The following is a 14,151-nucleotide window of genomic DNA, read 5'->3' on the forward strand; positions in this document are numbered from 1 at the left end:
TTCAGAAGCCCCAGTTGGTCAGCCACGCAATCACCCCAGGATCGGGAATCGGCGCTGACGCGCCAACTCGTCGAGAGCAGTCTGCATGACTGAGCGCACGTGCTGGTCCACTTCGTCGATGTCGGGGTCCTCGCCGAATTCTGCCTGCACGTCGATCGGCTCGAGAACCTGGGTGACGATCTTGGCCGGCAACGGCACGTTGGGCGGGAAGATGACCGACAGCCCGAACGGGAAACCCACGCTGACCGGCAGGATCTCCATCCGGGCGCGAGTCAGGCCGATCCTGCGCGCCAACGAGTCGCCGCGCGCGAGGAACCACTGGGTCTCCTGCGCACCGATCGACACCACCGGCACGATGGGCACACCCGCCTCGATCGCGGTCCGGACATACCCGGTACGCCCTGCGAAGTCGACGCGGTTGGCGGTCAGCGTCGGCCGGTACGAGTCGTAGTCACCCCCCGGGAACACCAGCACCACAGCGCCGTCGCGTAGTGCGCGCCCCGCGTTCTCGCGGCTCGCCTCGATCACGCCGGCACGACGGAGCAGATCTCCGAGTGGGCCGATGAAGACCCCGTAGTGCGCGAGCGTGTAGAGCGGGCGGTCGAAGCCGAATCTGCCGTAGAACTCCGGCGCGAAGACCAGCACATCCGGGGTGAGCATGCCGCCGGAGTGGTTGGACACCACCAGTGCACCACCGGCGTCGGGCATGGAGTCGATACCGCGCACCTCGGCGCGGAAGTAACGCTTGATGAGGGGCCCCACCCAGTTCGTGATCTGCCGGGTGAAGCCAGGGTCCCACTTCGCCATCTCGGCGCGCTCGTCGGGCATCGAACGATTATGTTACTCTCGGATAACGAGAATGTCATATTCGCAGGTAGGGGGCGTAGTGGCGGGACCAGTCCTGATAACCGGCGGCTTCGGGCTGGTGGGTACCGCCACAGTACGCCGACTGGCTGAACTCGGTCGCCGAGTGGTGGTGGCCGACCTGGACAGCCCGGCCAACCGTAAGGCCGCCGAGCGGCTGCCCGCCGGCGTCACCGTCGCGTGGACCGACCTGACCGACGCCGAGCAGACCGCCCGTCTGGTCGCCGACGCGGCGCCCGAGGCCATCATCCACCTCGCGGCGATCATCCCGCCGGCAATCTACAAGAACCGGGCCCTGGCGCGTCGCGTGAACGTCGACGCGACCGCGACACTGGTCCGGATCGCCGAGTCCCAGCCCACTCCCCCACGCTTCGTGCAGGCATCGAGCAACGCGGTCTACGGTGCCCGCAACCCACACCGATCCACCGGCCCCGTCACCGCCGAGACACCGACCCGGCACTCCGACCTGTACAGCACCCACAAGGCCGAGGCCGAGGCGATCGTGCGGGCGTCCTCGCTGGAGTGGGTGGTGCTGCGCCTCGGCGGTGTCCTCACCGCCGACCCGAAAGCCATGGCGCTCAACCTCGACGCGTTGTATTTCGAGAGCACGCTGCCCACCGACGGCCGGCTGCACACCGTCGACGTGCGCGACGTCGCGTGGGCGTTCGCGGCGGCGACGACCGCCGATGTCGCCGGTGAGATCCTGCTGATCGCCGGGGACGACTCGCATCGCGTGTTGCAGGGCGACGTCGGCCCGGCTCTGGCCGCGTCACGCGGCCTCGAGGGCGGCCTGCCGACGGGCCGTAAAGGCAATCCGGACAGCGATGAGGACTGGTTCGTCACCGACTGGATGGACACCGCCCGAGCCCAGGAAGCGCTGGGCTTCCAACATCATTCGTGGCCGGACATGCTCGCCGAGGCCCACCGGCGCGCCGGTCCGTCAAAGTACCTGCTGCGGGTGATCGCGCCGCTGGTGCGGGTCATATTGGTGCGCCGTTCCGCCTACTGGAAGCAGCCGGGCCAGTACGCCGATCCGTGGGGCGCGATCCGCCGCGGCATCGGCGACCCGGCACCGGATTCCTAGCCCGGCCCCAACGTCGGGGCCCCGCTGACGGGGTGCACGTACCACCCGCCGGCCGCCTCCGTCCCGCCGTCGACGTGCAGCGTCTGCCCGGTGATGTAACTGGCCATGTCCGAGGCGAGAAAGACCGCGGCGGAGGCGAGCTCGTCGACATGTCCGGCACGCCCCAACGGGATCGCGGCACCGCCTCCGATGTCCCCGCCGGCCATCGCGGCCAGTCCCTCGGTCATCGTCAGATCGGGCGCCAGTGCGTTGACGCGGATCCCGTGCGGGGCCAGCTCGAACGACGCGGTCTTGGTGTAGTTGATGACGCCGGCTTTGGCGGCAGCGTAGGCCGCGTACCCAGGGGCGGCTCGTACCCCCTCGATCGAGGTCACGTTGATCACGCTGCCCCGGGCACCGACGGCGACCAGTCGTCGCGCCACCCGCTGCGTGCACAGCAGGACGTGACGAAGGTTACTGCGGTACAGCGCATCCCAACCGTTTTCGGTAGTGTCCAGCAAGCCCGAGCGGAAGGTCCCGCCGGCATTGTTCACCAGGATCGAGACCGTTCCGAGTTCCTGCTCGGTGTGCTGTAGCGCCGCATCGACGGCGGCACTGTCGCGGACGTCGAGCACCACGGGCAACCCGCCGATCGCTTCGGCGGTGGCCGTGCACGTGTCCGGGTCGCGTTCCCATACCGCAACCGACGCACCGAAGGCCGCCAGCCCCTCGGCGATGCCTCGCCCGATTCCGGCGCCTCCCCCGGTCACCACGGCGACGCGACCAGTCAGCAGGATGTCGGACGCAGCGATGGGCATGGTACGAAAGGCTAACGGGCCGGGGTCGTTCCGATGACCCCTTCGGCTTCCAGCGCACGGATCTCGTCGGCGGTCAGACCGAGTTCGCCGAGTATTTCCCGGTTGTGTTGTCCCAGCAGTGGTGCGGGGGCGGTGTGGACGCGCTGCGGTCCGCGGGTGGAGTTGAACGGCAGCGTGCTGTGCGGTGTGGTGGGGTTGACCAGATGGTCGACGGGTTCGAAGAAGCCGCGCGCCCGGAGCTGGGCCAGCTCCGCCTGCCGGTGCGGCTGGATCACCTTGGCCACGGGAACTCCACGGTCCCAGAGCGTTTCGACGATCGCGTCGGCGCTGCGCTCGCCGCACCACCGGCCCAGATGCCGGTCGATCTCGTCATGGTGGGCGCGCCGCCCCGCGGCGGTCGCCAGCTCGGCCGACCGTGCCCACTGCGGGTCGCCCAACGCCTCACGCAAGGCGGTCCACTGGACATCGGTCGCGACGGCCACCGCCACCCAGCTGTCGAGGCGCCCGAACTCGTCGATGTCCTTGGACAGGTACAGGTTCTGCGGTGCGGCGGTCGGTCCCCTGTTGCCGTCGCGTTGCAGCACCGTCCCGTAGGCCGAGTACTCGATGACCTGTTCGGCGGCGACGTTGAGCGCAGCATCGACCATCGCGGCTTCCACCATCGACCCCTCGCCGGTGCGGCGCCGGCGCTCGAGTGCGATCAGGATCGCGTTGCAGGCGTGCACGCCGGCGTTCGGGTCGCCCACCGAGTACGGCTCGAACGGATTGCGGTCGGGGTAGCCGGTGAGCCAGCTGATGCCGGCGGCCGCTTCGATGACGTAGGCGAAGGCCGGATTGTCCCGCCACGGTCCGTCGAGCCCGAAGCCGGGCATGCGGACCATGACGACATCGGGTTTGATCTCGCGCACCACGTCATAGGTCAACCCCATGCTCTCCAGCACCCGCGGCGTGAAGTTCTCGACCACGACGTCGGCGGTCGCGATGAGCTTCTTCAGCAGGTCCCTGCCAGTGTCGCTCTGCAGGTTCAACGTGATGCCGCGCTTGTTGGTGTTCAGGCCGGAGAAGATCGGCGACTTTTCCCACCACTGGTTTTCGGTCACCGGGATCCCGGCGATCAACCGCGTGCCGTCCGGGTGCCGGGTGGACTCGACGTGGATCACATCGGCGCCGAGCATGGCGAGCAGGTGCGTGCAGCTCGGACCTGCCCAGAACGTCGTCATGTCGACCACCCGCAACCCGGCGAACGGCAGGCCGTCTCGTTGCGAGGGTGCACTCACCGTAGCGGTGTCACCTGCTCGACTACCGTCGCTGCACGTTCGCGCGCGGTAGTGCTCGGTGTGCTCGCCGAGGCGCGGCGCGGGCAGCGGCGGCTGCAGCATCGGCGGCGTGGTGCGGTAGGGCTGCGTCGGTTGGGTGAAGCCGTCGCGCGGGTTCACCACGAAGCTGCTGCGCGCCACGAAGTGGTCGAGCTGCTCGACGTTGGCGCCGTTGGCGACCGGCGCGTTCGGGATGCGGAAGGCCGTGGCCAGATCGCGGATCTCGTCGACCGTCTGTTCGGCGACCCAGGCGTAGAGCTCCTCGGCCTTCTCGTTGGCCTGCTCGGTGATCGACAGCGGCGACTCCTCGTCGATCCACTCGACGTGCCCGGTCATGGCGCACAGGTCGAACCACTGTTGGGCTGTGCCGCAACCGATGTCGACCAGACCGTCCTTCGCCCGGGCGATGCCCGGCACGGTCAGTCGCCGCGCGTCGCGCCACGGTCGGCCCAGCATCTCGAAGTAGCTCACCGGATAGTAGGTGAGCCCGAGGACCGAGGTCTCCAGCATGGACAGGTCGATCACCTCGGCGCCGCCCCGCATCCGTGACGCCAGCGTGGCCGCGCTGGCGTAGGCGCCGGCGAGGTACTCACCGACCTGGCCGCCGACGTACACCGGTGCCCGGTCGGGCGCCCCACGGCCGAGCCCGACGATGCCACCCGACCACGCCTGCAGCGTGAACTCCGTGGCCGGGCGGTCGGCCCACGGCCCGTCGAGGCCGAACGGGGTGATCGCGGTGACGGTCAGGTGCGGGTGGCGCTCACCGATCGCTGCCGGAGTGAACCGGGCGGTCTCGGTGACGCCCGACCCGCGCGACCAGATGACCGCGTCGGCGCCGGCGAGCAGTGCGTCGACGAAGTCGTCGTCGGCACCCGGTTCGGCCACCACGCTGTGCTTGCTGCACGCCAGGAACGAGAACAGCGCGCCGTCGGTGCCGGGGATGATCTCGGCGCCGGAAGCGGACCAATTGCGTAACGGATCGCCCTGCGGCGGCTCGACTTTGACGATCGTCGCGCCGCCGTCGGCGAGCAACTTGGTGCAGTAGTTACCCGCGATGCCACTGGCCAAATCGACGACGACGTAGCCGGAAAGCGGAGGCTCGGTCAATCCTCTCTAGTCCTTCTTGGCCCGGTTGCGTTTGCTCAGCCGGAACTCCGGCGGGAACTTGCTGTCGTTGTCGTTGACCGCGGCCGAGAGCCCGCTGTCGATCGACTCGAACATGTCCAGGTCCTCGTCGCTGTCGTTGGCCACACCGTTGCCCATCGACTCGAAGAACGCGCTCAGCAGGCTGCCCATGTACTCGCCCTGCTGCTGCTTGAAGATCTCGAAGAACATCTTCTGCTGGAAGACGGTGTCCACCGGGCGGTTTCGCGCGCATGCCAACGCGTACTTCTGCGTCTCGGCTTCCAGCTGGTCGCGCGCGACCACCTTGTTGAGGAAGTTGCAGTCGTACATTTCGGCGGCGGTGAACGGACGCCCCGTGAACACCATCTCCTGGAACTTGCGCAGCCCCATCATCTGCACCCACGTCCACATTCGGGGACCCCAGCCGTGGTAGCGGAACGACGGGTGCCCGAACAGCGCGTCGTCGGACGAGATCACCAGGTCGGCGTCGGCGCACTGGTAGAAGTGCCAGCCGTAGCAGTAGCCCTTGGCCTCGACGATGCTGATCTTCTTGAAATCCTGCAGCGCGCGGTTGCCTGCTTGGGAGTTCGCATACCACGCGCTGATGGTGGCGCCGTTGCGGAACGTCCCCTTCGGCGGATAGGTGACCTCGCCGACCCCGTCATCCTCGAGTCGCAGCTCGGCCAGGCGCGCGGCAGGATTGTCGTTGCCCTCCATGAACTCCGGAAGATCCGCACCGCTGCCCAGGTTGTCCCCGACGCCGCGGATGATCACCACCTTGACGTCGTTGTCGGTGTTGGCCGCGCGCAGCACATCGGCGTACCGCAACCGCGCCATCGAGGTCGGAGCGTTGAGGAACTCCGGGCGGTTGAACGTGATGGTGGCGATCTTGGTCCGGGGGTCCTTCTCGTAGAGGATGATCTCCTCCGGTTTCGGCCGCTCAGCCATGAACGGCCTCACGGTATGCCGGAGCGGCCGAGAGGACCTCGGCGCCGTCGGCGGTGATCAAGACAGCGTCGCGGGTGAACACCGCACCGACGCCCTGTTCCCACACATAGGCGGTTACCGCCATCACCATGCCTTCCTCGAGATTCTCGGCGTCTGCGGTGGCCCGCAGACGCGGTGTCACGACCGGCGGATCGAACCCCAGGCCGAGACCGTGCGCCACCGGCATCGCCGGCAACTGCTCACCCGCCTGTTCGTAGGCGTCCAGCAGGCCGCTGGTGGGTGCACCGGGCCGGCACGCATCGATCAGCCTGTCCCACAGGTCGTCTCGCCGGCGGTACAGGGCGCGCACCGCGTCGGTCGGCTCACCGACGTGCAGTGTGCGGGCGACTTCGGCGACGTAGCCGTCGGCCAGGACCCCGGCCGACAACGCCACCAGGTCACCCTCGCGCACCACGCCGTCGCCCTCGGCACGACGCCACGGATGCTGCTTCGACGTCACCCACGCCGCATCCTGGGTCGCCGGGGTGCTCACGCCGCCGGCCGCCTCGGCCTCCAGCACGGCACCGGCCAGTGCGCCCTCGGTGGTGCCCGGGCCGAGCGCGCCGACACCGGCGGCCAGCCCCTCTTCTGCCACCACAAGCGCGCGTCGCAAAGCCTCTACCTCCTCGGGTGTCTTGATCCGGCGGGCGGCCTGCATGGCCGGCTCGGCGTCGACGAACTCCGCGTTCGGGAATGCCATGGGCAACAGCTTCGCGAACATCGGTGTCAGCGCATCGGTTCCGACGCGGCGGACGGTGTCCGCGCCCTCGATGTTCTGCAGGATGCCGACCAACGTCATCGGGTTCCACGCGAACCCGTAGAGGTTCTCGTGCGGGATCTCCTCGGGGATGCCCTCGTCCCAGGTGCTGTTGAGATGGATTTCCCCGGTTGCCCGCACGAACTCGCAGATCGGTCCGAACGGCCGCGTGCCGACCACCCACAGCTGCGGGGCGCCGGAGATGTAGCGCACGTTGGCCTGTCTGCCGAGCACCAACATGTCGAGGTCATGGGCTTCCATCTGCGCGAGAGCGCGCTGCCGACGGCTGACGCGCAGTGCGTGGCCGTCGGCCTCGATCTCAGTTCCCACGGGACACCTCGTAGGGGTCGTAGGGATACGCGGTCAACGGCATCCAGCCGTCCTCGGTGACCACCACGATCTCCTCACCGCGGTAACCGCCGGTGCCGTCCTGCCAGACCACCGGTTCGAACACCAGCAGCATGCCGGCCGGGAACACGAAGTTGTCGTCCCATTCCTGGCCGAGATCGGTTCCGATCATGGGCATTTCGGCAGCGCTGGTGCCGATGCCGTGCCCCAGGTAGAAGTGCGGAAGCCACGGCTTCTCCCCGCCCGCGGCCGCTGTCGCCGCGCGCCCGAGGTCCCCGCAGGTCGCACCCTCTTTGGTCACCGAGAGCACGGCGTCGACGATCTGGCTCCACTTGTCGAACTGCTGCTGTTGAACCGGTGTGGGTTCGCGACCGACGATCCAGGTGCGGCCGTGGTCGGAGCAGTAACCGTGGTAGGCGATCGACACGTCGGTCCAGAGCACATCGCCCTCGGCCAGCTCACGTTCTGTCGTCAGCAGCGGCAGGGCCAGATCACCGGTGGTCGTCCACGGACCCTCGTCCTTCGACGTCGGCATGACCTGCCAGATCGAGTCGAACATGTTCGTGGTGGCGCCCAGTTCGAAGGTGCGACGCACGAACTCGGCCGACAGATCGATCTGCCGTGCCCCCGGGGCCAGCGACCTCTGGATCTCGCCGACAGCGACCTCGGTGATCTGGCACGCCCGCCGGATGCACGCGATCTGGTCGATCGTCTTCACGATCTTGGCCGCACCGACCACCGGTCCGGCGTCCACCGGCGCGTTGGGAAACAGGGCGGTGCCGGCCCGACGCATCGCACCGGTCAGTTCGTCGGTCGCGATCGTCGCGCCGGACGGGATGAGCCGCGCCAGCGTCTGCGCGAATTCGGCGGCCCCTTCGTCGAATTCGAGATAGACCGGCCCGTGCACGTGGTCGTCGGGCAGATCCGACTCCATGGCCGCACCTTCGCGGAACGGCAGGAACAGGTGGGGGTGCTCGTCGTCGGCGAGCACCACCGCCACCGGCCGCTCGACGTGGGACAGGCCCGCGTCGGCCAGGGGCCAGCTGATTCCGGTGGCATACATGACGTTGCTGTTGCCCAGCAGCACCAGCGCATCCACGCCCTGGTCGGCCATGGCGGCGTGCAGACGCGACCCGACCTCCCGACGCATCCGGGCGAAGTCCGGCTCGTCAGGGATGTCCAGCCACGTGTACCCGGTCCGGGCGATCTGCGTGACGCCCGAATCAATAGAGGCTGTCATCGCTTCGGTCACACAAGCCCCAGGAACTTCTGCACGTTCGTGCTGACGATCTTCACCGCGGCCTCGGAGCCGACCGCCTCGACGACGGTGGCCAACGACTTCTCCGAGTAGCCGAAGGTGCTCTCGTTGTGCGGGTAGTCCGAGGACCACATCACGTTGTCGACACCGATGTGGTCGATCAACTGCAGTCCGAGCGGGTCGACCATGAACGACGCGCTCATGTGGTGGTCCCAGTAGTACCGGATGCCGTGTTGCAGTTCGTGATTGAACATGTGGCGGTAGGACGCCAGCATGTGTTCGGCGTCCTGCAGTGCCGTGGGCACCCACGCGATGCCGCCTTCGAACCAGCCGACCTTGAGTTGCGGGTGACGGTCCAGGATGCCGCTGAACAGATACTTCGCGAACTGCTCACGGAAGGAGTCGACGTTGACCATCATGCCGACGACGACGCTGTTGTTCTGGCACGGCGTCTTCGGCGGGGTCTCGCCGATGTGGTGGCTGACCGGCAGGCCCGCCGCCTCGATCTCGTCCCAGACAGCGTCCATGTCGGTGCTGCCGTAGTCGTAGATGTTGCCGTCGTCGTCCTTACCCGGGTTCAGCGGCAGCAGGAACGTCTTGATCCCGTAGGACTTGAGCTCCTCGAGGGTGCTGCGCGTGCCCTTGGGGTCCCACCAGTTGATCAGGCCGACACCGTAGAAGTGGCCCTTGGCCTGCTCCTGCAGATCGGCGATGTGCTCGTTGTAGATACGGAAGACCCGCTCCCGCAGCGATTTGTCCGGGTAATGGAAGAGGGCGAGTACAGCATTCGGAAATGCCAACTCCTTGTCGATGCCGTCCTCTTTGAGCTCCCGGATCCGCGCGGCGATGTTGTTCGACGCCGCGCCGGCCAGGTCGTCGTACTGCATCAGGACGCGACCGAAGTCGCCTCCGGTCCAGGCCTTGCCCTTCATGCCGACCATGTAGGCGCCGTCCTCGTACCAGATGCGCGGGGCCGCGCCTTTGAGCTCGTCGGGGAAGCGGTTGTAGAAGATGTCGTCGGCCACCGAGATGTGGTTGTCGGCGGAGAAGATCTCGGTGCCTTGGGGAAGTCCGGCGACGGTTCCGGTGGAATGACCCTGGCGGTGCTTGGGCGCACCCCAACCTTCAGGGGGATAGAGCGGGGACGGCAATGTCGGGCTGGACATCGTGGGAACTCCAATCGGGCTGTGGGAGAGGGCTGTTACCAGTTCACTGGTAGTTCGTAGACGCCGTAGGCGAGCCGGTCGTGCTTGAAGGGCACCTCGTCGAAGGGGATGGCCAGGCGCATCGTCGGCATGCGGCGCAGCAGCGTGTGGAACACGATCTGCAGCTCGGCACGGGCGAGTTGCTGACCGACGCACTGGTGCCGGCCGTAGCCGAAGCCGAGTTGCTGACCGGCGTCGCGGGAGAAGTCGAGCTTGTCGGGTTCGGGATACGCCGCCGCATCCCAGTTCGCCGGGGCGAGGTCGAGGATGATGCCCTCCCCCGCCTTGATGGTCTCGCCGGCGATCTCGATGTCCTCCAGAGCCACCCGACGCTGTCCGTTCTGGATGATGGACAGGTACCGCATCAGTTCTTCGACCGCGTTGGCGATGAACTTCGGGTCGTCGGAATCACGCAGCGCCGCCGCCTGTTCCGGGTTCTCCAGCAGCGCCAGGATGCCGATGCCGATCATGTTGGCGGTGGTCTCGTGGCCGGCGATCAGCAAGCCGGTGCCCAGCTGGGCGGCCTCCTTGACGCTGATCTCGCCGGCGGTGACGCGTTCGGCCAGGTCGGACACCGCGTCCTCGGCCGGGTTCTTCTGCTTTTCCTCGACCAGGTTGATCAGGTACTGGTGCAGGCTCATCGCGCCTTTTTGCATGGCATCCGCGGCAGCGAAGCGGGCCAGTCCGGCGTTGGCGTGCTCCTGGAAGAACTCGTGGTCCTCATAGGGCACCCCGAGCATGTCGCTGATCACGCGGGTGGGCACCGGCAGCGCGAGCTTGGCCACCATGTCGGCGGGCTGCGGACCGGCCAGGATCTCGTCGATGCACTCGTTGGTGACGTCCTGGATCACCGGACGCAGCGCCTCGACGCGACGGAAGGTGAACGGCTTGGACAGCATCCGGCGGAACCGGGTGTGCTCCTCGGCGTCGGACGTGAACACCGAGCGCGGGCGCTTGTCGACCGTCGCTAGCATGTGCTCGTTCCAGTGCGGGAAGCCCTCGATGCGGTCGTCGACGCTGACCCGGGAGTCGGCGAACAGTTCCCGCGCCACCGCGTGCCCAGTGACCAGCCACGGCGTGGTCCCGTTCCAGATGCGCACCCGCGACAGAGGTTTGCTCTCGTTCATCTCGAGCATCTGCTGCGGCGGCGCGAACGGGCAGCTCGCTGAGCGCTCCATCGGGTACTCGGGCACCGAAACAGCTTCTTGGGCAAGCGTGTCCGTCATTTCGTCTCCTCCGGCAAGCCGTCGTCGGTCATATGGGTCTTCACTCCTCGAGATGAATGGCCAGGGCGGGGCATGCGGCCGCGGCCTTACGGGTCTGGTCGGCGTACTCGAGTCCGGGCTCGGCGATGAGCAGCTCGACGACGCCGTCGTCGTCCCGCTGGTCGAAGACCTCGCCGGCGTTGAGTACGCACTGGCCGGAGGAAACGCACTTGTCCTGGTCGACGGTGACTTTCATGTCAACTCGTCTCCGTCACGGGCGCGTGCCACAGTCCGATGAGTGCGTCGATGAGGCCGGTTGCCGCGTCCTGCCACGACGACCGGGCCACCGGCGAGCCCTGGGCCAGCAATCGCTCCCGATCGGCACAGCTGTGCATCAACAGGTTCCGGCCCATGATGTTGCGTTCCACGCGCACGTCGACCGGAAGGTCGGGCAGGCAGCCGTTGATGCCGTCGAGCACACGAACCAACGACTGCGACGACAGCGCATCCTTGACGATCATGTTGTGGTAGGCCGGGTCGGTCATCACCTGCGCGGCGAACCGGGCATACCACGTCGGATTGCCCAGAGCGGCAAGGTGATCGGTGAGCGGGCAGACCAGGGCGGCAACCCACGCACGCATGTCGGCGGGATCCTCGATCTGGGCGACGCGGCGTTCCCGCAGCGCTTCGATGGGGCCGCGGTGCTTGTGCTCGATGGCCCGGACCAGGTCGGTCTTGGTGCCGAAGTGATATCCGACGGCGGCGTTGTTGCCCTGGCCGGCGGCTTCGCTGACCTGTCGGTTGGACACGGCGAACACGCCGTGTTCGGCGTAGAGACGCTCGGCGGCCTTCAGGATCGCTTCTTGCGTGCTGCTGGCGCGGTCGGCACGGACACTCCGGGCGGTGGTCACCCCATGAGTGAACCCCGTCACACCAGATAAGTCAAGCAACTGATTTAACGCGGTCACGAAGGACTGGCCGCCGGCTTGCGCGCGATCACCTTCCCGGCCACGGTGCCGCCGTCGACGGGGAGCACGGTTCCGGTCACGTACCGCGAACGGTCGGTCGCCAGGTACAGGGCCGCCTCGGCGACATCGTCGGCCGTGCCCTCCCGTTTCAGGGGACGGTCGTCGCGCATCTGCTGGCGAATCCGGGCCTCGAACTTCTCCAGTCGCGCACGGTCCTCGTCGGTGGCCGACGACGCGAGGATCGGCGTCGGGATGTTGCCCGGGGCCAGGCAGTTCACCCGGATCTCATAGTGGGCCAGTTCGATCGCCGCGCACTTGGTGAAGTGGATGATCGCAGCCTTGGAGGCTCGGTAACTCGAGACGCCGCCGCCGGCCTGGATGCCGCCGATCGATCCGAGATTGATGATCGAGCCGCCGCCGTGCTCGGCCATGTGACGACCGGCGTCGCGCGTGCCGGCCATCACGCCGAGAAGGTTGACCCGCATGACCCGGTCGAACTCCTCGAGGTCCTCGTGGAACAAGCCCTTCTTCAGCGGGCTCGAGATGCCGGCGTTGTTCACCATGACGTGCAGACCGCCGAGCTCGCTCACCGCCGCGGCCACCATGTCGGCCACTTCGTTCTGGTCGCCGACGTCGGTGTGGCGGTACACCGTGCGCCCGCCGGCTGCGTTGAGTTCGGCCGACAGCGCCTCCCCGAGGTCGTCGCGCACGTCGGCGATCAGCACACCGGCGCCCTCGGCCGCGAACCGTGCAGCGATTCCGCGGCCGATCCCGGATGCTCCGCCGGTGACGATCGCGACTTTCCCGGCCAGTTCCGTCATCCCGTGATTCCTTCCAAGAAGTCCAACAACAACGCGTTGAGCGCCGCGGGCTGCTCGATCTGCGGGCAATGTCCGGCGGCGTCGATGATCGCCGAGCGGGCGCCGGTGATCTGGCCGGCGATCTCGGCGGACCACCCCGGTGGCAGCAGCTTGTCGGCGCCTCCTTCCACGATCAGCGTCGGCACGGTGATGCGCTCGTAGGCGCGCGCGCTGCTCGGCGTGGCCGGCGGCTCGAGGCCCGGTCGCCGGAATCGGGCCGCAGCCAACGATTCCCACGCGCCCGGTGCGATGCTGGACTCGTAACGCCGCCGCACGTAGTCCTCGTCGGCCGGGTAGGACTCGTCGTGGAACAGCGCACGGACGATCTTGCGCATCCCATCGAAAGTGGCGTCGTAGTCGTACAGGGCGCTGACATGCTCGTTGCGTTGGATCTCGCCGCCTCCGCAGATCGCGACCAGGCTGCGCAGCGGCAGTACGGGCTTCTCGGACGTGACGTCGACGAGCAGGTTGATCGCACCCATCGAGTTGCCCACGAAATGGGCGCTGTCGACGCCCATGACCTCGCAGAACCGCGCGATGTGGCGGATGCGCATGCCGCGGCCGTCGGTGAAGTCGACGACTTTGGCCGAGTCACCGAAGCCGAGCATGTCGGGCGCCAGTACGCGATAGCGCCGTGCGAGCGCGTCGACGGTGTGCTCCCAGCCGATCTCCGCGCTGGCGCCGAACTCACCGCCGTGTAGTAGGACGACGGGGTCGCCGGTTCCGGCTTCGAGGTAGCTGGTGTGCAGACCGTCGACGGTTACCGACCGTCGACCGCTCACGTGAAGGTCCTCGAGGTCTGCGCGAACGCCAGCAATTGGCTTGCCAGCAGTTCCAATTGGTTGGCGACCGCCTTGCCCTGTTCGGTGTCGGCCAGCGCGCCGGAGGAGTCCCAGATGGGGTCGGCGGAGTTGATCGCCACACCCAGCGGGGTCGGCCAGGCGCGCAGCGCGTGCCCGATGCTGCGCAGTTGGGTCAGGGTGCCGACCGCGGCCTGCCAGCCGTACGCGCAGCTGATGCACCCCCATGGGGTGTTGTCCAGATACACCCGCGGGTCTTCACGCAGGTCCTCGATGTAGTCCAACGCGTTCTTCACCAGGCCTGAGATGGCGCCGTGGTATCCCGGTGACCCGACGACCACGGCGTCGGCATCACGCAGCGCCGCAACCAGTTCCAGAGCTCCCGGGGTGCGCTCGAGTTGGTGTGGCGCGTACATGGGCAAGTCGAGGTCCGGGCCCGCGAACATGCGGGTACGCCCGCCCTGGCGCTCGACTGCTTCCAGACAGTGCCGCACGGCTCGTTCGGTCGACGAGTTGGCGCGTAGCGTGCCGCCCAGGCCGACGATGAACGGTTGCTTGCTTTCGGTCACTGACATCC

At 67.6% G+C, this 14,151-nt stretch carries 14 protein-coding genes; 1 reads left to right on the forward strand and 13 read right to left on the reverse strand.

Features of this window, described 5'->3' with window-relative positions:
* Nucleotides 1-30: 30 nt before the first annotated feature.
* On the reverse strand, nucleotides 31-828 hold the full coding sequence (locus tag ACQI46_RS23755) for a lysophospholipid acyltransferase family protein (protein WP_427096506.1): 798 nt from the start codon (nucleotides 826-828) through the stop codon (nucleotides 31-33).
* Between the two features lie 58 nt (nucleotides 829-886).
* Between ACQI46_RS23755 and ACQI46_RS23760 the strand changes: the two genes are divergently transcribed.
* A complete protein-coding gene (locus ACQI46_RS23760) occupies nucleotides 887-1,948 on the forward strand; it encodes an NAD-dependent epimerase/dehydratase family protein (protein WP_427096507.1) in 1,062 nt (353 codons plus the stop codon).
* On the opposite strand, the gene ACQI46_RS23765 is transcribed toward ACQI46_RS23760, so the two are convergent.
* Genes ACQI46_RS23765 through ACQI46_RS23820 form a run of 12 tightly spaced genes read right to left on the reverse strand, consistent with a single transcriptional unit; the run spans nucleotide 1,945 to nucleotide 14,149 of the window.
* A complete protein-coding gene (locus tag ACQI46_RS23765; protein ID WP_427096508.1) occupies nucleotides 1,945-2,745 on the reverse strand; it encodes an SDR family NAD(P)-dependent oxidoreductase in 801 nt (266 codons plus the stop codon). The two genes, ACQI46_RS23760 and ACQI46_RS23765, sit on opposite strands and share 4 nt — an antisense overlap.
* Before the next feature lie 11 nt (nucleotides 2,746-2,756).
* A complete protein-coding gene (locus ACQI46_RS23770; protein WP_427096509.1) occupies nucleotides 2,757-5,168 on the reverse strand; it encodes a CoA transferase in 2,412 nt (803 codons plus the stop codon).
* Between the two features lie 6 nt (nucleotides 5,169-5,174).
* On the reverse strand, nucleotides 5,175-6,134 hold the full coding sequence (locus tag ACQI46_RS23775) for an enoyl-CoA hydratase/isomerase family protein (RefSeq protein ID WP_427096510.1): 960 nt from the start codon (nucleotides 6,132-6,134) through the stop codon (nucleotides 5,175-5,177).
* The gene (locus ACQI46_RS23780) at nucleotides 6,127-7,260 is read right to left on the reverse strand and encodes a M24 family metallopeptidase (RefSeq protein WP_427096511.1); all 1,134 of its coding nucleotides are present in this window, start codon (nucleotides 7,258-7,260) and stop codon (nucleotides 6,127-6,129) included. Before ACQI46_RS23780 ends, ACQI46_RS23775 begins: the two co-directional genes overlap by 8 nt.
* A complete protein-coding gene (locus ACQI46_RS23785) occupies nucleotides 7,250-8,518 on the reverse strand; it encodes a M24 family metallopeptidase (RefSeq protein ID WP_427096512.1) in 1,269 nt (422 codons plus the stop codon). The genes ACQI46_RS23780 and ACQI46_RS23785 overlap by 11 nt, the downstream gene beginning before the upstream one ends.
* Before the next feature lie 8 nt (nucleotides 8,519-8,526).
* On the reverse strand, nucleotides 8,527-9,702 hold the full coding sequence (locus tag ACQI46_RS23790; protein ID WP_427096513.1) for an amidohydrolase family protein: 1,176 nt from the start codon (nucleotides 9,700-9,702) through the stop codon (nucleotides 8,527-8,529).
* A gap of 35 nt (nucleotides 9,703-9,737) precedes the next feature.
* The gene (locus ACQI46_RS23795) at nucleotides 9,738-10,967 is read right to left on the reverse strand and encodes a cytochrome P450 (RefSeq protein WP_427096514.1); all 1,230 of its coding nucleotides are present in this window, start codon (nucleotides 10,965-10,967) and stop codon (nucleotides 9,738-9,740) included.
* 40 nt (nucleotides 10,968-11,007) lie between these two features.
* Complete coding sequence (locus ACQI46_RS23800) at nucleotides 11,008-11,202, reverse strand: ferredoxin (RefSeq protein ID WP_427096515.1); 195 nt, start codon at nucleotides 11,200-11,202, stop codon at nucleotides 11,008-11,010.
* A gap of 1 nt (nucleotide 11,203) precedes the next feature.
* Nucleotides 11,204-11,857 (reverse strand): TetR/AcrR family transcriptional regulator, encoded by a 654-nt coding sequence (locus tag ACQI46_RS23805; protein WP_427096516.1) that lies wholly within the window; start codon nucleotides 11,855-11,857, stop codon nucleotides 11,204-11,206.
* A gap of 53 nt (nucleotides 11,858-11,910) precedes the next feature.
* Nucleotides 11,911-12,735: an SDR family NAD(P)-dependent oxidoreductase gene (locus ACQI46_RS23810; RefSeq protein WP_427096517.1), complete on the reverse strand. Its 825-nt coding sequence runs from the start codon at nucleotides 12,733-12,735 to the stop codon at nucleotides 11,911-11,913.
* Complete coding sequence (locus ACQI46_RS23815; protein WP_427096518.1) at nucleotides 12,732-13,556, reverse strand: alpha/beta fold hydrolase; 825 nt, start codon at nucleotides 13,554-13,556, stop codon at nucleotides 12,732-12,734. Before ACQI46_RS23815 ends, ACQI46_RS23810 begins: the two co-directional genes overlap by 4 nt.
* Nucleotides 13,553-14,149: an NADPH-dependent FMN reductase gene (locus tag ACQI46_RS23820; protein WP_427096519.1), complete on the reverse strand. Its 597-nt coding sequence runs from the start codon at nucleotides 14,147-14,149 to the stop codon at nucleotides 13,553-13,555. Before ACQI46_RS23820 ends, ACQI46_RS23815 begins: the two co-directional genes overlap by 4 nt.
* Nucleotides 14,150-14,151: the final 2 nt, after the last annotated feature.

The organism is Mycobacterium sp. SMC-4, assembly GCF_050205565.1.
Lineage (GTDB): Bacteria > Actinomycetota > Actinomycetes > Mycobacteriales > Mycobacteriaceae > Mycobacterium.

Coding starts and splice junctions, on each gene's coding strand:
- ACQI46_RS23755 (WP_427096506.1), bottom strand. CDS start 828: ATGCCCGACGAGCGCGCCGAGATGGCGAAGTGGGACCCTGGCTTCACC.
- ACQI46_RS23765 (WP_427096508.1), bottom strand. CDS start 2,745: ATGCCCATCGCTGCGTCCGACATCCTGCTGACTGGTCGCGTCGCCGTG.
- ACQI46_RS23775 (WP_427096510.1), bottom strand. CDS start 6,134: ATGGCTGAGCGGCCGAAACCGGAGGAGATCATCCTCTACGAGAAGGAC.
- ACQI46_RS23785 (WP_427096512.1), bottom strand. CDS start 8,518: ATGACAGCCTCTATTGATTCGGGCGTCACGCAGATCGCCCGGACCGGG.
- ACQI46_RS23790 (WP_427096513.1), bottom strand. CDS start 9,702: ATGTCCAGCCCGACATTGCCGTCCCCGCTCTATCCCCCTGAAGGTTGG.
- ACQI46_RS23795 (WP_427096514.1), bottom strand. CDS start 10,967: ATGACGGACACGCTTGCCCAAGAAGCTGTTTCGGTGCCCGAGTACCCG.
- ACQI46_RS23800 (WP_427096515.1), bottom strand. CDS start 11,202: ATGAAAGTCACCGTCGACCAGGACAAGTGCGTTTCCTCCGGCCAGTGC.
- ACQI46_RS23810 (WP_427096517.1), bottom strand. CDS start 12,735: ATGACGGAACTGGCCGGGAAAGTCGCGATCGTCACCGGCGGAGCATCC.
- ACQI46_RS23820 (WP_427096519.1), bottom strand. CDS start 14,149: ATGTCAGTGACCGAAAGCAAGCAACCGTTCATCGTCGGCCTGGGCGGC.